Source organism: Streptomyces sp. bgisy027 (genome assembly GCF_057710365.1).
Window position 1 is genome coordinate 61,083 of the sequence record NZ_JBYIVZ010000046.1, and the last position, 17,412, is coordinate 78,494.

Here is a 17,412-nt window from a genome sequence, read left to right on the forward strand (position 1 = left end):
GCGGCTACCTATTCGCCGGGGCGCGATGGGGAAGTCCGTCCCGCCCACCTGGCGCCCCGCTACACTCCACGCCACCAGGCCGCTGACCAGCTCAGATTCCGAACTACGGCTGGAGTACTAGTCGTGTGAACGGCTCAGCTGGCCGATGTCACGTGAAGGTCGTGCCACCGCAATAGGAGTCATCCAGGGCGAGCGTCCGGTATGTCACGCCCTCCCAGCCGTTGGGGCGATGAGCGAGGCGGGTGGATGCCTCCTCTGTCAGGTAGGCGCGGACAAGATCCTCGCCCCCTGCCGCGAAGGCTGACGTGAGGTACTGGCGGATGTTGTTGAGTGTGCGGTTGGCCTGGACAGAGAAGAGTTTGGCCAGCCCGAACAGGTCGAAATGATGTCGGGTTCGGTCGATGAGGAGGGCGTCCCACGTGGGCGGTGGACTGACGTAGAACTCGAGCCAGACGGGGTCGGTGCCCGCGACCCTTGCATCGAGCCAGGAGTCGTTGTCGATGTGGTCTAGATAGGGATGGAGGGGAGTGGTCTCCGCATCGGCGGGCCGGGCGTCGCCTTTGGCGTGATTGCAGTCAGCGCACGCGGGGACGAGGTTCAGCGGGTCCACGCACAATGCTGGGAACATCCTTTTGGGCAGGAAGTGGTCAAGAGTGCGAACCACGCCGTGGCCGCACAGAGGGCATCGCTCGTCTTCGGGGGCAGCCATGAGCTGGTCGTAGACGGCCCGGCCAAGCTGGGTGTTGACCATGCCGTTGCCGTAGATCCATTGGACGGCGTCCTGGCATGGGACGCCCGGCACGGTGAAGTCCGCGTCGAGCAGTTCGTGCAGCGTGCCCGCTTGGGCAGCGTGCCGGAAGCGCTCGCCGGCCGTCTCGACGCTGTCGCCAGCAGCCAGCAACAGGGTGCGCCGGTACGTGTCCTTGATGGAGGCGACGCAGGCGTCGTAGCTGTTCCGGGCGGTGATTGAAGGCGGGTCCAGCGGCCACATCACCCGAGTCCGTTCGCGGACCGGTGGGCCAGGAGGATCCGGACCAAGCCCTTTGCCTCGCCGCCGAGCTGCCCGCCGAAGTGGTCCAGGACCCGCTCGTAGGACCCGAGTTCGTTGACTGCCTTCTCGATTTCTGCGTGGAAGCCGGATGCGCGGACTTCCAGGTTGAAGATCTCGTGGGTGAGGATCCCGACATTCTCGCCATAGGTCTCGATCGCCGGCCGCTCCGGTGCGCGGCGGTCGAAGCGGCTGACCTTCCAGACGCAGGAGCGCGGCACCTCCTGCACTACCACCGGGGAGTGGGTGCCGATCAGGGCAACGCCGTTACGGTCAGTGAGCAGGTCCGACAGGGCCCGGATGAAGGAGGCAAGCAGTGGCGGATGCAGGTGGGCCTCGGGCTCGTCCAGGAGCACAAGCGATTGCTCCGCGACGGTCTCCACCAGCCTGGTGATGGTCAACAGGATGATGGCGTGCCCCGAGCTGAGGGAGGAGAAGATCTCCTGTGCCTTGAGGCTGTCGCTCTCGCGGAAGTGTTTGCTCCGGCTCATGCTTCGGGCGAAGCCGTGGATAGGGGACTCGTAGAAATGTGGGTCGCTGCTCAGCTTGTCCAAGGCGCCAATCCAGCGGCTGGCGCGCCCGGCTGCCATGATCTCCTCGACACTGATGCTGAACTCCTCCGCGAGGTCGTCGTACGACTTGCGCTCACGCGTGGGGCGACCCAGCTGATCAATTTTGGCCAGGCCGACATACGTGTACGCCACCGCCTCTTCCACTGGTTCAGCCGGTGGGGCCTCGTCACCGATGACGTCCTTGCTCCCGTCCCAGCCCTTCAGCTGGGGATGTCCTTCCCCATCCAGGTCGGTCTCGGCCGCAGTGTGATCCTGGGCGGGGTCGAATGCACTGAACGTGACGGTGACGACGTTCGCGAAAGTTCCCTGCGTTCCATCGGGCCAGGTGATCTGCCCGGCATGAGTGCCTCCTGCTCCCGCGTCCAGCACTGCCCGGGCGACGTTGCCGAGAACTGTGGTCTTGCCGACCCCGTTACGACCGATGAGGACATGGATGTTGGTCGGAGGCTGGGAACGCGGTTCCACGGCGAAGGACAGAGACCAGGCGGCCAGTCCGGCATCAGACGGCGGCGGACGGTAGGTGAAGTGGTATGCCGTCAGCCGGGAGCCGCCGTGGGCGATGCGCCGGAACTGGGCCTCGACGGTCTGCGGTGTGACGCTGCGCAGCAGCGACGTCTGTGTGACATCCCAGCCAAGGGCTGAGTCGAAAGCATCAAGGTCGAAGGCGATGTCGCGGAGCCCTTTGAGGATCTCCCACCGGGTCTCGGGACCGAGCTTCCGGATGTTCTCGTAGTACATGTCGCTCTGCCCTACGGAGAACCAGTGCAGCTGGCGATCATGCCCTGTCAGCTCGGTGAACTCGCCGGTTTCGAGAGGCCTCTCGTTCCGGATGAGATCGGCGTGGGCGATTTTGACCGGGCCCAGCTCATGGAGCGCCCCGGCGCCGTCCCGGAACCAGAGGTGGTACAGCGTCAGGTATTCGTCATCGGGCCATGGCGCTGGTTCCAGAAGGCAGGCCCGCCGTCCGTCCTCGGGCCGCTCGTCCTCCTCCAGCACGATGAAGCGCACGCACCCCTCCTAGGGACGGATCATTGATGTAACGAACGTCGGTAGCGTGGATGAGTTCGGCCTGTCTGTCGTGTGCACCAGGCATCAGCCACCGGTTCATTGTGGCGACACGACGTCGCCAGCGGTCACGGTTTGCGGTGTCTGGCTGGCACGAGCGACGATCTGGTCCTGCGTGGCTGTTAGTTCAGAGAAGGAGCCGACCACGACCACCCGGGCCCGAAGCCGGGACGCAGCTACGCCGAACTCGTGGGCGGACCCTTGGACGGGCTGCTGCTCGACATCACCGGCTGGAGGCCGGAGGAGATCAACGACGGTGTCTCCCTCCTCACCGAGCTCGGGCAGTTCGGCCCCGGCGGCCGGGCGCTGTACAACCCGCGCCCCGGCGACCCGGCCCGCTGGGACTGGGGCGGCGACAGCCCCTGACGGCCCGCCACTCGGTCGGGTGAAGACACCGCCGCGGCGGAACCCTCCCGAGGCGCCGGGCGTAGTGCCGAACATGGACCTGATTAACGAGGCGCACGTGAGCGAGCCGGGCCTGGTCGTCGTCGACGTGGCGGCCGCCGACGACGCCACCGCGCTCGCCTTCCAGCAGCTGCTCGCCGGACGTTGGGCGACGGCGACAGCGGAGCGCACGATGTGGGACGCCGGTCAGCCCGGCGTACGGCTGCGCTGTTACCTGGACTTGAGGCAGCCGGTCGGCCCGGATGCGCGGGCCGACGTGTTGCCGCAGGTCCTCGCAGAGGCACAGCAATGACGACCGCTCGTCAGGCGGTACGGTCCCCGGCGAGTCGCAGCTGTGCTGCCACGAACGGCTCCAGGCCGCTTTCGGGGTGCATGTACACGTAGCGGTGGGCAGCGTGGATCTGCACAGCGTTGAGGCGGTCGACGAAGGACTGGGAGACGGTGATTGTGACTTCCTGCCTGCCCAAGGACAGCAAGTGCCGTGGGCCGATGGGAAGTACGAGGGTCTGAGCGTCACCGAACGCCATGCCGTAGATGGTGCGGCCTTCCTCCACGGACAGGGTGAGGGCCGGACTGTCGCCGATCAGGAACTGGCCCGACTCGGGCGTGGTCACCTCCACCCGCCACGTCGACGCCAGGTCCCGCATCTTGTGGAACGTGTCCTCGATGTTGGCGCGGAAGAACTTGCCGCTCTCGTGGTCCTGCATGACCGAGTGCCGCTCGATGAGGAGTTCGGCGAAAGCGCCCAGGGAAGGGCCGGACAGATGCAGGCCCGTCTCACGCAGCGCCTCGAGGCGCAGCCGCTCCGGGTACTTCCTGGTCACCTTGGCGACCAGGCGGGTGCGGGCCCGCTCGAACGAGGCGGTATGCATATCGCGGTAGTGGAGCGACCGGACAAAGTGGAGCACGATCAGGTCGCGCAGCGTGGCCACATGCCGTGGGTTGGCGAACGGAGTGCCGGCGTGCACGGCGGCGATCGCCGCAGGCACCCGCCTCTCCACGTCGCCCCACAGTGCCTCAACGGACGCGGAATCGACGGCGACGAAGTTCTCGAACCAGCCGCATTGCCTGGGATGCATCCGCTTGTGCACACGTCCGGGGTGGTGCAGGTCGAACGGCAGCAACTGCTGGCTACCGCCCTTCGGCTCGGGCGCCGTGAACTCTGCGAGCAGAACCTGGGATACGAGGTGCTGCCGCGATGTGTGCTGTGCTGTTCCCACACACCGAATTCTGCCAAGTACCCCTCTCCACCTGCTCAGAGTTTCCAGCCTCCGCTCGACACCGTCACGGGTCAGCGCAGCCGGACCACGGTGACGACCGCGTGGCGGGTGGTGCCCGCCACGACCTCCACCACCAGCTCGTCGATGGTGGGAGTGTAGGAGTCGCCGGCCGTCGTGAACGCCCGCCCGGCCTGGGGGACCAGGCGTGGGCCGACGACGGAGGCGAGCGTCGTGGTCAGCCTCTACGAGAGCGCGACGCGTCCGTCGGGCAGCCGTACGGCGAGCGCCTTTGGATGCCGGGCCGTGCCGGTGAAGCCGACCACGGCGACGTCGACCGTGTCCGCGTGCCTCACCTTCGACCACACCCGGCCCGCCTTGTAGGCCGACCGCAGCGGCTTCGCCACCACGCCCTCCACCCCCGTCCCTTCGAGCGCCGCGTACCAGAGCAGAGCCTCGTCCCGGTCGGTGGTCGACCACACCGGCTCGATCGGCGGGCCGACGTCGGCGAGCACGTCCAGGAGGACCTGGCGCCGCTCCGTGTACGGATGCGGCCTCAGATCAGGGAAGCCAGCAGCACGATGGGCCAGGACGTCGAACGCGACGTACGTCGCCGGGTGTTGGTCGGCGAGCTCCCTCGCGCGGCGGGGGTTGGAGAGCGCGCGGGACTGCGCCGCGGCGAAGCTGATGTGCGCGGTGCCGTCGGCGTCGGCGATGTACACCACGGCCTCGCCGTCCAGGATCACGCCTGGCGGCAGGCGCATGGCGGCTACGGCCAGGTCCATCCAGAGCGCGGTGACGTCGCGGCCGGTCCTCGACTGGAGCCGGACGCCGTCCTCGGTCCGCCACAGCACGGTCCGGTGGCCGTCGACCTTGATCTCGTAAGCCCACGACGGGCCTGTCGGCAGCTGCGTCACGGGCCGCGCGAGGGCGACATCCACGGGCCACTCCACCCCATCAGCCTGCACCTTTGGGACACCGGCCGCCTGCCGGCGCACTCCCGTACGGCCAGCAGGCGGCCCGGCGGCACAGCTGCTGCGGAACAGCCGCGCCGCACGGCGCGAGCCCGGCCGCACAGCGCGACCGGGCCCTCAAGTGGTCTTGGGTGTTCTCGACTTTCTGCTGAGCGTCTCGCCGAACCGCCCAGCCGTCATCACCCACAAGGGTGGTGCTGCGGCCTGCCTCGCAGTGGTCATTCTGATGGCCAGGGTTCACGCCAGGTGTGGGTGTGCTGGTTGATCACGTCTGTGATCCTGCCGATGGCCGCCTTGGCGTCCGGATGGTTGTCCCGCCGATTCCATTCACGCTGTAGCGCGTAGGCAACGAGGTCGGCCAGCTGCACGCCCGGGCTTGCGTGCGAGCTCACGAAGTGGATGGAGTCGATGATGGTCTTGAGCTTGGCCCCGGGCACTTCGCCCCAGCCCTAGTCCTGCAGCTCAGCAACCATCTTCACCGCCCGCAGTTGGTGTTCCTTCTGCTCGTCGGCGATGAGGATCTTGTTGCCCACGTACCCGCTGTCGATCTTTTCGAGAAGGAACTGCAAGGCCAAGAGGTAGGCGTTTCCGTCCATACCTCCGTCGTGCCGGGCATGGAGGCGCTCCTTGTGGATGCTGGCATGAGACACGTCGATGTCGAGATCGTTGATGACCGAGATCGCGTCCTCATACACGGCGATGAGCCCAGCGGGCGACAGGGAGTCCCAGTGGCAGGTGCCGTTCCAGATCTCGTTTCCGTGAAGCTCGAAGTCTCCCGGCACCCATCCCAGGTGAGTCCTTGCCACCTGGCGAAACTTCTCTGCGAGGGGCTGAACATGATCTTCGTGCACGAGCACGGCGGCCAGCGTCAACAGCTTCTGCTTGTTGGCGCCCTTCCCGACGGAGCCGGTCTCATCGATGTAAACCAGGTGTGCCATGTGCCGAGTAAAGCTCGATGGGGGGAAAGATCGCCAAACGGCACAGTGGTACTCACACCGCGGCGCCCTCCTGCACGCTGACCGGTTCAGATGGGCACCGACCTTGGAGAAGGAACGGCGGCACTGCCCTGGACCGCGAAAGGATGGGGGCATGATTCAGCTCCCCACGCTTGCCGCCGACCGGTCCGGCGACCGCGCCGCGCAGCTCGTCGTCATCCAGGCCCGGCGCTCCGAGCATCCAGGCCGTACGACCTGGGGCCCGATGACACGGCGCCCGCAGATGACTACTGGGACTGGCAGGCGTTCGTCGTGGACGGCGAGGGCGACCTGTGGATCCGCCTCACCGGCGACGGCCCGCACAAGGGCGAGTGGCAGCTGCGCGGCTACAAGCCGCGACTGCCCTTCGAAGAGAATTGCAAGCCGGTGCTGTGGCAGGACCTGGCCGCCGCGTACGGGCCGCTCACGGACCTGCCCCGCGACTGGTACCGCGAGCGCACCGAGATCCTGGAAGCGGTCGCCGGCGCGATGAGCGACATGGACGACATCCTTTTCCATGCCTGGGGCGCCCACACGCTCGGCACCGACAGCGAACACGGCCCCCTGATCGACGACGACGCCAGGGACGACGACATCGTCCGCCACGCCCAGAACGTCGCTGACCGGCTGACCCAGCAGGCCGCCCGCATCCGCACAGCCCTGGCGACGGCACACCTGATCACGCCCTCGGAGCACACAAGCTGACCGTCGGCTGCGGCCCCTCTCGGCTCCGGCGCAGTCAAGGGCAGCGCACACCGACGTCCCCCAGGAAAACCGCTGCCCTTGCGGTGGTTGGCCTGCGAACATCGGGCAAGGGCTCAACGAGGCGAGGAACGATGGCTGACTTCCAATTCGGCATGCACAACTACAGCGTCGGTGTCCAGGCGCAGCAGGCCGTGACCTTCACCCCGGGCTGGGACGTACACCGTCTCGCCCTGACCTTCGAGGTGGCCGGCCGCGGCAATTACCCTGTGGACGCGCCCTTCCTCGCCGCCGGCGACCTCTGGGTACACGAAATGCCCAGCCCCGCCAGCTACATCGGCGCCCTCCACGCCCCGAAGGGACCCATTGGGCTGAAGCCGTTCAAGACGCAGCTCGTGCTGGAGACGACCGTCACGGACCGGCAGCTGCGCGGGCTGGAGAAGCTGCGCGCGGGCGCCGACCTGGTCCTGCGCGCCCAACTCGCCCTGACCGCTCTGACAGAGACGAAGCACTGGCCCGTCGCTCAGGACCAGGAGATCATCCGTATCCCGCACGCGACGTGGAGCAACGCCCTCACCCAGCTCGATGCCGGCGCTTTCGTCGACGTCCTCATCCCGATCACCGCTGTGGAGGCCCGGGCCACCGGCGCACGACGGATTCGCGAGGCGAAGACAGCGATCCGCGACGGACGGTACGAGCACGCCGTCGCCCTCGCCCGAGCAGCCCTCGATCCCGTACGCGAGGCCTGCGACACCCACAAGGTCAACATGGAGGCGTTGAAGAAGAAGCCGGCAGAACGGGATCAGGATGAACGCTGGGCAGTGTTCATCCAAAGCGCCTTCAATCTCTTCAGCGGCGCCCCGCACGATGACGCGGGCACCACCGAGAACTTCACCTGGACCCGAGCCGACGCCGTCGCGGCCGTCGCCGCCGCCGCGGGCCTGCTCGCCCGGCTGGAAGACCTGCCGTAGCGCTGGCTGTTAAAACTCTTCTATCCGACGAATCGTTAGGTTTCAGTCATGAGTCTCACTGCCGCGGATTACGCCTGGTTGCCAGACCACCAGCTCCACGTTGCGGCGACGCTGGCCCACATTGATCAAACGGTTGACCGCGTCGTTCGGATGGTTCACGATTACACCGCCCAAGGACCGCTTTCCCTCAAGAATGTCGCTGACGGCGACCAAGCACACGTAGTCGTTACCGCGGTTGCTCCTCTGCCCGAGGCGATGTCTCGACTGGTCGCGGACGCTCTGACGCAACTGCGTGCCGCGCTGGAGCACACTGTGTACGCCGAGGTCGAGCACGTTCTCGGGCGGCCCCTGGCACCTGAGGAGGCGCGCGTCATCGAGATGCCCGCCAGCACGAGCCCTGAAGATTTTGCTTTCTGGCTTAACCACGGTCGCCGGCGTCAACTCTCACCCCTGCAGGCGAGCGCTCCCCTTGTCCAGCACATCCGAGGTTTGCAGCCCTTCCAACGCCGCGTTCCTGACGAACATCCGCTCAAGATCCTGGTCGAGTACACCAACCTGGCGAAGCACCGCAGGCCTACCGTCGCAGCAGCCCGTCTCGGAGCGGTCTATCCGGACACTCCGCACCCCGACCTGGCCGTGTCCCAGCCACTCGAGCGGCAACCACAGCCGGGCAGCGGGAAGCCGCTGCATGCTGATGACATCATCGCGACTGGACCGCGGCATGAGTACATTCCTCTGTCCATCATGACGACGGTGTCGCTGCAGCGTCCGCACACCAGAGTCTGGAACATCGCGGTTAAAGAACTTGAGAACCTGGAGGAATGGGTCCGCACCACAGCCATCCCCGTCCTGATTACGGGAGGACGTGATGTTGAGCCGCTACCGCCGCAGCTGGACATCACAATCGGGCACGAGGACCTTCGCAGCGAACTGCCGCGCTCGGGTGCTATGAGTGCCTCGGAAAGAGGCGGACAACGGATCCAGGCCGCCGTCGCACGCGCTGGCTTTGCCGACATCCTTGCCCCACTTGTTGGCAGTGACATGAGCGAAACGATCAGATCCTGGGCATCCTCGCTGAGCGACGACGCCGTGCACGAACGCGTGGACCGTCTGGTCCGAGCTCGCCACAATCCCCAGGAAGCACTCAAGGCTACTGAGGAGCTGCTTGCTGAGATCAACGAGTACGAGGCCCGTCATCCCAAGTCAGACAGGGGCTGAGTACCTCCAGGCTGGGCCGTCACGTAGCCGGATAAAACTCCGTAGTTGCTCACCGCCGGGCCGCTTACGCTGGACGACGTGTCTGCACCGAAACTTCACCACTACGTGCCGCAGAGCTATTTGGCACGATTCGGGCGAGGCGACATGGTCAGAGTGAGGCGCCGGTGCCCTCCGAAGACGCACCTTGCCAACGTCAAAAACGTCGCTGCCGAGACCGGCTTCTACACGATTACGGGCGAGAACGGCATGCCCTCCACGGCCATTGAGCACGAGCTCAGCGGCCTGGAAGGGCAGGCACTCGCGGCCCTACGCCGGATCGACGAGGCGGGGATGCCGCCAGCCGTCGGGACTGACGACCGCGAACTGCTCTGCCTCTACCTGGCTGTGCAGATGGCCAGGACCCCGAGGAAGCGCACGGGCCCGCTCTTCGGGCGCAACGTCACCCTCTACGCGGACGGCCGGGAGGTCGACCTGGCGCTCATGACCGAGTACCTCACGCGTAAGCATCTCGGTCGCCCGCCACGGGAAGCCGAAGCCCAGGGTGCCTTCGACTACTACCACGGCACACGGGCGATGAACGCTGGCAACGACCCCACTCACGACGAAGCGGTCGCCTTGACCTTCAGCTCTGTCCGGGTGTGCATCCCGCAGTACCGTGCCCGGCATTGGCGACTTGAGACCAGCCGCAAGCCGATCTTCCTAACCTCCGACGCGCCCCTTGTCCTCTGGCGTCCCGAGACTCCGAGGGACGCCTACGAAGGGTTCGGCCTGGAGAATGCTGACGAGGTCAGGTTCCCGGTCAGCCCCACGGCCCAGCTCGTCCTCGTCCCCGGCCACGGCACATCCGCAGAAGAGGTCAGGCTCAGCCGCGTGAACAGCTGCAACCAGGACCTCGCGGACATCTGCGAGCAGGTCGTCGTAGGGCACCCGGACCGGCACGCCGCGCTCGACAAGGTCCATCTGAGAAGGCGCGGACCCACGCTTCGCTTCAACTCGGGCCCCGGCTTCCGGAAGAGGCCGGACGGCACGCTGGAGCCCATGGGCGACATCCTGCACATGTACACGACTCGCCGCTGAGACCAAGCAGTACGGGGGCCGGGCAAGGTGGCTTGCCAGACCCGTCGACAGCTATTCGATCAGCGTGTTCAGCCCCATCGTGCAGGCTGCCGCAGCGCCGATCCCGGCGAGGACCGCCTGGGGTAGGACGTCTCGGAGAGGAAGGTCAGTACGCCGATACCGATGCCGGTGGCGATGGCCATGAAGAGGATCAGCGCCGTGCGCTGTGACAGGAGCGTCGGCTTTCCGACACCCGTCGATTCAGGCGTGCTGGGCGGATCAGGGTGTGCGGATGACGGGGATTGCGGGTCTCGAGGCATCGGGAGTCTCCTACAAGGCGGAGGACAGGGACGGCGGACACCTGTGGTGGTGTCGTCCGCGTGGGGGTGGTGCGCGCCTCGCGGTCGGCGGTCCTGCTGCTCTCTGCCTGAGAGCTTCCCTGTGGGGCTTCAGCCCGAGCTCAGGGGGGCGTGGTCAGCGTAGCGGCGATCGGCGCGGGTGTTGCCATGGGTTCCTGGCGGGTGGTCATCGGTAGTGCCTCCGGTGTGAGTTCGGTTGAGTGGGCGGGACAGTGACAGGTCTCCGGTGCTTGCGTCTCGTCCTCCCGGGATCGGCTTCTTCACCCCGTAGAGCTGGAAGCCGGCGCCTGGACAGCAGTGGTCGGAGAGGGAGTTGCGGGGCATGCCAGAGGCCCCCGGATGTTCGATCCGGGGGCCTCTGGCCTCGCTTCTGGTCTGTGTCGTCGAACGCTTTCTGTGTGAGGGGAGGGTGTCGACTGCCTGACACAGGAGTAATGGGGGAATCGGTGGGACTTGTGACGTGGCGATACGTCCAGCGCATGCCGGTTGCCGACAGTTGCTCACGCCGGTTCTCCGGCAGCGTCGCCGCACGCGAGTGCTGGTTGCCACTCATGCCTCGGACGAGACTGCCGTCCTCCTCCACGTTCGCAGCGGCCGGGACGAGGTTCTCGGCACCGCCTTCGAGGAACCCGACGGGGTCGCCTGAGAGTTGTCGGCGTTGCCGATGGACGGGCGTGGTCGTCCATCGCGGCGCGTCCGGCGTACGACGGTGCGTTCCGCGTCTTCGGGGTGACAGACAGTGCGATCACGTTGAGTGATAGTTCGCGCATTTTGCGTGACGATCGGGGTCTGTACGGCAACCAGGCGAAGGCAACTGGGCGTCTATCGAACGAAATTGACGGGCGGAAGGCTTCTGCGGCCTGGTGTCCCACACGATGTGCGGTACGCCTGTTGTGGTCATGGGCATGTATCGACAATGTTGCCGCTTCGGGTGATCCGCTATGCCGCATCCGGAGGCTGCAAGTAGCTGATCTGCGTCATGAAAGAAACTCTGGAAGAGAATTTTTGGGACTCTGTCATGGCGCCTGTGCGTGATGAATTTCCATTATCCGGATGCTTTAAAATGAATCCGAATCTATGTCGCCGATTCGGTGCGCAGGCGACTGGCCAGTTCAGTTAGGGCATCCTCGCCTCTGGTTGGGGCGGGCTAATGATGATCAAAAGTGGCTGAGATTGCTTACGCGTCACTGTGTCAGCGGCAAGCGCTCGCAGCGTCAAAACAGGCTAAAGACGCAAAGGGTAACTTTGGTGCACCGTGTCGAGACGTGCCGTCTCGTCAGCGTTGGCCATCGCTTCGCGCCAGGAGAACCTTCGAGAAACCACTTTTTTTGGGGCATCTGAGGGTCCGACATTTGTCCCGGCGTGTCCTTCTCGGGTTCTTGGTGGTTACATAGTCACACGGTCTGAGCCTTGGTGGGTCCAGGCCCTCACGGAAGGCTCCGGAGTGTGGTGCTCCGGGGCCTTCCCTATTATGTGACGCACTTCATCTGGGCTTCGCGGTGCTCGTCTGGTACGGGATCCCTCGATCGTCAGTAGATATTCTAGATATCGCTCCAGCGAATATCGATTTACAGGCGCTGCTGTTTCGGCAATTCGATATCTCCGTGACGTTACCCGATAGCGGGCGAGAGGAGACCCCTGTAATGCCCTGGGGTTAGGGTTTTATGTCGCGCCTACCTACTTGGCGACTGGCGATTTCCTCTTCGCTGGCGGTAGCGTTACGAACCTGACGTTCTCGCCACGCGCCGCCCTGGACACACCACACCGCCGGGCGGACTTCCGCGGGAGAGGGCGCTGGACCCACCAACCGGGTGCGCCCGCCGTCACGGGGGCGCACCCCCTCATCATGATCAAGGGAACAGGCCGCATGCGTACCGCCATGAGCAGTGACAGCCCCGGGCGTACCCAACACGCCAGCTGCCGCCGCGCGGATACAGAACACCGGCACCTCGCCTCTCGCGCGGAGCCCGCCAGCACGACCCCCAACGGTGTTCGCATGAGGGGGGTGTGAGGGATGACTACGAAGGCCAGCGCCCCGCGGCTGAGCGATCTCGTACGCGGACGCACCACCATGCCGGCCGGCAGCTTCCTCAAGCATCTCCCAGCTCCGACTTGGCAGACGATGATGGAGGGGTGGGAGCAACGGATCCGCTCCTTCAAGCGCGACCAGCCGCTCCCTCTCGACCAGGAGGATCGGCAGGTCTTCATCATCGTGCAGGGGGGCGTACGGCAGGAACGCTTCCCGCTCCGGCCGATGCCGGACGCCCCCACGATCACCCGGTTCCGCGGTGTCGGCGAGGTCGTCGGCGAGGCCAAGCTCATCGACGAGGACTCCTCGGTCACCACAACCTGCATGACCAAGACCTACGTCATCCCCTGGGACATCGAGGACATGAAACTCCTGCAGGCGAGGGTGCCCAAGGTGCTGGAGGCGCTCCTGCGGAGCCTGGAGGACCGCAACCGGCAGGACGAGCGGATCTACGCGACCTTCGGCCTGCCCGCGTTCCAGCGCGTCGGTATGCTCCTTGCACACCTCGCTGAAACGGTCGGCCAGCCGGACCCGACCCTCTCCCGCAGCACCACCATCAGCGGCCTGACCCAGAAGGATCTCGCCGCCGCGCTCCAACTCGGAGTCTCCACCGTGGAAAACGCGGTCGGAAGTCTGCGTCGCCACGGTGCCATCGACGCGGGATACCGTAAGTTCATCGTTCACGACCTCGATGCGCTCTTGGACCGCGCCACCCGCACTTAATTGTCACCCACTGGACCCACCTGCTCCAACGCCGCACCCACCACCCCGACTTCGGGCGTGCGGCGTCCACACAGACCCTAGGAAGCTACATGCTGCAGCTCAGCGCCATCCTCAGCAACCCCAGCGAGACCACCGTGCTCGTCACGGGGGCCTCCGCGCTCGTCACCGGCTCGCTCGGCACCTTCGCGGCGATCCACCAGAAGAAGGTGCTCGCCTGGGCGAAGCGGCTGCGTCGCCACGACGACGACATCGCGGAGCTCACCGATCGTTCTCAGGCGCTCAAGGCCCTGTACGAGGAGCAGGCCCGGCTCGCCCGAACGCCTGCCTACGCTGCGGACTTCGCTGAGATCACGCGTCTCACCAACACGATCAGCGGGCGCATCGAGCACACCCCGCGCATCAGCGCCGAGCTGCAGCGAGTTGTCGAGTGCGCGCAGAGCTACATCGACACCGCCCTGCCCGAGCCGCCAGTAACGGCTCGGATCCCGTACCCCGACGCCCAGAGGCTCCTGGTCATGGCGATGCGGCAGGAGTTCGCCCGCGTCGTGCTGGAGCGGGCCATCAACGCCGCCGACCAGAAGATCACCGACCTGCGGCGCATCTGACCCACACGACGACTCGGGACGAACGGTGACGGGCCGCACGGGACCATCCGTGCGGCCCGTCACCGTCTGCACTCACACAAGATCCGTTACCACGACGCCCACCCCGCCAGCCTCGATCCGAATCTCCTTTCACGGAGACCAGACCGGCCGCTGGCTGCTGACGTTGGACAACGGGGGCCAGCGGTTCCGGTCGTGAACCTGTTGGTCGCGTCCCGCGTCGTGGTGTAGGGGATCAAGCCTTACGCGTTCCGGTACGAGGCCCCAGGCGATCTGCGCCGAGCTGGCCGTCTACGAGGCGCCCTGTTGGGGCGAGTTGAGCGCCCGGTTGCGCGGAAGTACCGTCGCTGGCCTGCGGATTCCGGCGACTTGATCGGCTACACCACCAGGCGGGACGCCACCAACCTGTTCTGCACCGGCACCCAGCAGTCCGAGAAGACGGCTGGCCGCGAGGGCGACGATCACGGTGACTACTCCCGCTACGACCAGCGCATCCCGATCCCGGACAGCTGCTCCATCCGCTCCGGGGAGAGCGTCGCGGCCCGGCTGCGCTGGTTGCCGATCCATGCTCCGAGACGGAGCTGCCACTCCTCCTGGTCCTCGTCCCCGGCGCCCCCGACGACAATCCGCTCGATATGCTGCCTCGGCACGCGAAGGTGTCCCTCACGCTCGTAGAACTGCCTGGCCGCAGCGAAGTTGAGCGCCCACTTGTCGGCCTGGGTACGGCGCGGCTTGGGCTTCTCGTCCTCGGTGGCGGGCTCGATCCCGAGGACCTGCTCCAGCATCCACTGCTGCACGGCGGTGAGCTTGTCGAAGCCGAGCCGCTGGGCGCGCACCCACCGTCCGAGGTCCTCGCCCTGGCGCAGGACGTCGCCCGGCTCGGTCGGCAGCACACCGCCGTCGTCCAGGTGCAGCCGGGTGAGGTGGAACGCCCGCTGCCACTCCACGGGCCACGTGGGGCACCACGAGGGGTCGATGTCCTCCAGCTGTTCGCGTCGGTCCTCCGACAGCGCGCCGGCCACTGATCCCACCGGCAGGCCCTCGGCACGCCGTTGCTCGAACTCGGCTGCTTTGCGGGCGGCGGCCCGCGCGTTCTTGAGCCAGATGCCGACCTTCGCGCCCTGGTAGGTGGCGTCCAGCGGGGCATGAAGGTGCCCGTTCTCAGCGGCCCAACCGCGGGCCGCGGCCAGGCCCTCCTCCCACGCGACGTCGAAGTGCGACCACACCATGCCCAGCTTCTCCAGCTGCTGGACGCGGTCCTCGTCCATGTCCCCGCGGGCGTAGAACCGTCGGGCGTCGGCGATCCACTGCCCCAGCGGGAAGTTGGCCAGCGAGGCCGGCCACCCCGCCGCCACTGCCTCGGGCCCCTTCGGCACGCGGTACGTGAACGGCACCTTCAGGTCGCCGACTTCGCGCGTGTACAGCACGGCGGCCTCGATGCCGCGCCGCCAGTGCTCGTGCTCGGGGTTGAGGACCCGCAGGTTGATGAACGCGGCCAGCTGCGCCGGGTCACGCGGCGTGGAGAACTTCAGCAACGCCTTCGCCGACGCGGACGGCCCACCGTCCCCGCCCCCGCTCTTTTCCTTGCCCTTGGCGTCCTTCTGGACCGGCTTGTAGCGGCTCGGGGCCTGCTGCTGCGCCAACTGCTCCACGATGCGGGTGTCGTGCGCCCTGAGCGCCTCCAGCAGCTTCGCCAGCCCGCCGAACGCCCGGCTGGTGAGCATGTTGTCCGCCGTCTCCCCGGGCGCCAGCAGCACCGGCACCACGAGGGAAGCCATCTTGCCCTCGCCGGGCTGCATCCGCAGCGCACGGCCCACGGCCTGGACCAAGTCGGGCATCGAGCCGCGCACGTCCGCGAAGTACACGGAGTCGCAGTTGCGGGTATCGACCCCCTCGCCCAACACCTTCACCGAGCTGAGGAACGCCTTCTCCACCACCGTGCCGTCCGTGGCGATCAGAGAGGAGAACTCCCCGAGCACCCGCCGGCGGTGCAGCGCCTTGTGATCGCCGCACAGCCAGTCCGCCCACACCGTGGCCGGGTACAGCTCCGGATCGGCGGCGTGCAGTTGCGCCGCGACGTCCGGGACCCCGGCCGAGAACGCTTCGGCCTCCTTGATGACGTGGTGGAACACCAGCGTGCGCTTGAAGGCTTCCTCGGCTGAGGCCTTCACCAGGGCCGTCTGGAGCGCGGCGAGCCGGGCCCCGCGCATCTCGTCCGACCGGCCCTCGGCACCCAGCAGCAGCGCGGCCTGGAACTGCGTGTCGGTGATGTCCACGCACACCACCTGGTACGGCGCACAGATCCCCCGGTCGATCGCCTCCGACAACGTCAGGGTGAAACACCGGCTGCCGAACGGCCCGTCCGGATCGTCCTCCATGCTCGCCACCAGCTCACCCGGCGCACCGCCCTGCTCCTGGTCCTCATCCAGCTGCCACAGCCGGGGCGTGGCCGTCATGTACAGCCGCCGCAGGGACGGGATACGGGTGTTGTCGTGAACGACCGCCCACGGCTTGCCGATCCGGCCCGAAGTCCTGTGCGCCTCATCGACCACGATCAGGTCCCACGCCGAAAGGCCGGCGGCGTGCGCCCGCTCCAGCGTGCCCAGACCCAGGCTGGCGTACGTGGCGTACACGGTGACCTTCTCCAGGCCCCTCGTCCACTCCACCAGCTCGTCCACGTCCGTGGTGTTGGGGAAGGACACCTCCTCACCCCGCAGGGAGGAGACCCCGATCATCGGGCCCCTGCGGCCGCCCTCGCGCCATGCGGCCTCGGTCTGGGCGAGCAGATCCAGGGAGGGCACGAGGACCAGCACACGGCCCGCGTGGAGCTCTTCCGCGCTGCGGACCGCCACCCGGGTCTTCCCGGACCCGGTCGCCATGATCACCTGTGTCCGCAGACCCCTCTCCGGCACCAGAGATCTTGCAGGGAGTTCGAGGGCTCGGAGGACCGCGTCAATGGCTTCTCGTTGGGCGGCCTCGCGCTGATCTGCGCGGTTCGTGGTCGACATTCCTGTCTGCTTTCTCCTGGGTGATGTCCGGTCGGTTCGAGTGAGGGGAAACGGGAAAACTACACGTAGAAGCGCCGCAAGGGCTACGGTGGGAGTGGCTCGGGCGGTTGGCTACCCTGCCTCACCGAAGCACTCGCAAGGGTCCTAAGTGGATCTCTATAAGCCTCCGAGCGTTCCAAGGGTGGTGCGCTCTGAGTCCAGAGTCTATCTCGTGCTTAAAAATGAAGCAGCAACAAGAGGGAGAATCCCTCGAACGTGGCGCGATCCTGTTAGTCTGGCCCTATCGGATCCGGAAAGCAGCCTGACGGGAGGTCACGTGATCGTGGTTTCAAGTCCACTTCCAGCCCAGCGTTTCCATGCCACTCTGACTCTCCGTCACCCCCTTCGAATCCCCCGATTCGACCCGCGCCTCCCCCTCTCCTTGCTGCTGCTTTTCCCCTCAGCCGCCCTACGGGCGGGGAGTGTTGGGGCTGGAGCGGAGCGGAGGCC

At 66.5% G+C, this 17,412-nt stretch carries 14 protein-coding genes and 1 pseudogene; 8 read left to right on the forward strand and 7 right to left on the reverse strand.

Going from position 1 to position 17,412, the window contains the following annotated elements; translation table 11 throughout:
- Nucleotides 1-148: 148 nt before the first annotated feature.
- Together AC3ETA_RS36035 and AC3ETA_RS36040 are read right to left on the reverse strand one after the other, a co-directional pair.
- Nucleotides 149-991 (reverse strand): HNH endonuclease, encoded by an 843-nt coding sequence (locus AC3ETA_RS36035; RefSeq protein ID WP_432197096.1) that lies wholly within the window; start codon nt 989-991, stop codon nt 149-151.
- Complete coding sequence (locus tag AC3ETA_RS36040; protein WP_432197097.1) at nt 991-2,628, reverse strand: AAA family ATPase; 1,638 nt, start codon at nt 2,626-2,628, stop codon at nt 991-993. Before AC3ETA_RS36040 ends, AC3ETA_RS36035 begins: the two co-directional genes overlap by 1 nt.
- A gap of 192 nt (nt 2,629-2,820) precedes the next feature.
- Between AC3ETA_RS36040 and AC3ETA_RS36045 the strand changes: the two are divergent.
- Nucleotides 2,821-3,051, forward strand: a pseudogene (locus AC3ETA_RS36045) (hypothetical protein); the annotation flags it as partial.
- A 73-nt stretch (nt 3,052-3,124) separates the two neighbouring features.
- Entirely contained in the window at nt 3,125-3,382 is a 258-nt protein-coding gene (locus AC3ETA_RS36050; protein ID WP_432197098.1) for a DUF6207 family protein, read from the forward strand.
- 10 nt (nt 3,383-3,392) lie between these two features.
- Here AC3ETA_RS36050 and AC3ETA_RS36055 read toward each other — a convergent pair whose 3' ends face one another.
- The 4 genes from AC3ETA_RS36055 to AC3ETA_RS36070 form a co-directional block, all read right to left on the reverse strand.
- A complete protein-coding gene (locus AC3ETA_RS36055) occupies nt 3,393-4,310 on the reverse strand; it encodes a DUF4238 domain-containing protein (protein ID WP_432197099.1) in 918 nt (305 codons plus the stop codon).
- A 242-nt stretch (nt 4,311-4,552) separates the two neighbouring features.
- On the reverse strand, nt 4,553-5,248 hold the full coding sequence (locus AC3ETA_RS36060) for an ATP-dependent DNA ligase (protein WP_432197100.1): 696 nt from the start codon (nt 5,246-5,248) through the stop codon (nt 4,553-4,555).
- Nucleotides 5,249-5,499: 251 nt separating this feature from the next.
- Nucleotides 5,500-5,718 (reverse strand): DUF3800 domain-containing protein, encoded by a 219-nt coding sequence (locus tag AC3ETA_RS36065; RefSeq protein WP_432197101.1) that lies wholly within the window; start codon nt 5,716-5,718, stop codon nt 5,500-5,502.
- Between the two features lie 12 nt (nt 5,719-5,730).
- Nucleotides 5,731-6,219, reverse strand: a complete 489-nt coding sequence (locus AC3ETA_RS36070) for a DUF3800 domain-containing protein (protein WP_432197102.1) — start codon at nt 6,217-6,219, stop codon at nt 5,731-5,733.
- Between the two features lie 309 nt (nt 6,220-6,528).
- Between AC3ETA_RS36070 and AC3ETA_RS36075 the strand changes: the two genes are divergently transcribed.
- The 6 genes from AC3ETA_RS36075 (at nt 6,529) to AC3ETA_RS36100 (ending at nt 13,918) form a co-directional block, all read left to right on the forward strand.
- Nucleotides 6,529-6,960, forward strand: coding sequence for a hypothetical protein (locus tag AC3ETA_RS36075; RefSeq protein ID WP_432197103.1), 432 nt, complete (start codon nt 6,529-6,531; stop codon nt 6,958-6,960).
- A 131-nt stretch (nt 6,961-7,091) separates the two neighbouring features.
- Nucleotides 7,092-7,928, forward strand: a complete 837-nt coding sequence (locus AC3ETA_RS36080; RefSeq protein WP_432197104.1) for a hypothetical protein — start codon at nt 7,092-7,094, stop codon at nt 7,926-7,928.
- Nucleotides 7,929-7,976: 48 nt separating this feature from the next.
- Nucleotides 7,977-9,146, forward strand: a complete 1,170-nt coding sequence (locus AC3ETA_RS36085; RefSeq protein WP_432197105.1) for a hypothetical protein — start codon at nt 7,977-7,979, stop codon at nt 9,144-9,146.
- A 45-nt stretch (nt 9,147-9,191) separates the two neighbouring features.
- Nucleotides 9,192-10,223 carry a DUF4238 domain-containing protein gene (locus AC3ETA_RS36090; protein WP_432197106.1) on the forward strand — a complete coding sequence of 344 codons (1,032 nt, stop codon included), beginning with the start codon at nt 9,192-9,194 and terminating at the stop codon, nt 10,221-10,223.
- Between the two features lie 2,352 nt (nt 10,224-12,575).
- On the forward strand, nt 12,576-13,313 hold the full coding sequence (locus AC3ETA_RS36095; RefSeq protein WP_432197107.1) for a Crp/Fnr family transcriptional regulator: 738 nt from the start codon (nt 12,576-12,578) through the stop codon (nt 13,311-13,313).
- An 89-nt stretch (nt 13,314-13,402) separates the two neighbouring features.
- Nucleotides 13,403-13,918, forward strand: coding sequence for a hypothetical protein (locus AC3ETA_RS36100; protein WP_432197108.1), 516 nt, complete (start codon nt 13,403-13,405; stop codon nt 13,916-13,918).
- A 476-nt stretch (nt 13,919-14,394) separates the two neighbouring features.
- Here the strand turns inward: AC3ETA_RS36100 and AC3ETA_RS36105 are convergent, their stop codons facing one another.
- Complete coding sequence (locus tag AC3ETA_RS36105) at nt 14,395-16,923, reverse strand: helicase associated domain-containing protein (RefSeq protein ID WP_432197109.1); 2,529 nt, start codon at nt 16,921-16,923, stop codon at nt 14,395-14,397.
- Nucleotides 16,924-17,412: the final 489 nt, after the last annotated feature.

What these genes read in the sequence shown, in the direction of transcription:
- AC3ETA_RS36035 (WP_432197096.1), bottom strand. Translation starts at nt 991, where the DNA reads ATGTGGCCGCTGGACCCGCCTTCAATCACCGCCCGGAACAGCTACGAC.
- AC3ETA_RS36050 (WP_432197098.1), top strand. Translation starts at nt 3,125, where the DNA reads ATGGACCTGATTAACGAGGCGCACGTGAGCGAGCCGGGCCTGGTCGTC.
- AC3ETA_RS36070 (WP_432197102.1), bottom strand. Translation starts at nt 6,219, where the DNA reads ATGGCACACCTGGTTTACATCGATGAGACCGGCTCCGTCGGGAAGGGC.
- AC3ETA_RS36080 (WP_432197104.1), top strand. Translation starts at nt 7,092, where the DNA reads ATGGCTGACTTCCAATTCGGCATGCACAACTACAGCGTCGGTGTCCAG.
- AC3ETA_RS36085 (WP_432197105.1), top strand. Translation starts at nt 7,977, where the DNA reads ATGAGTCTCACTGCCGCGGATTACGCCTGGTTGCCAGACCACCAGCTC.
- AC3ETA_RS36095 (WP_432197107.1), top strand. Translation starts at nt 12,576, where the DNA reads ATGACTACGAAGGCCAGCGCCCCGCGGCTGAGCGATCTCGTACGCGGA.
- AC3ETA_RS36100 (WP_432197108.1), top strand. Translation starts at nt 13,403, where the DNA reads ATGCTGCAGCTCAGCGCCATCCTCAGCAACCCCAGCGAGACCACCGTG.
- AC3ETA_RS36105 (WP_432197109.1), bottom strand. Translation starts at nt 16,923, where the DNA reads ATGTCGACCACGAACCGCGCAGATCAGCGCGAGGCCGCCCAACGAGAA.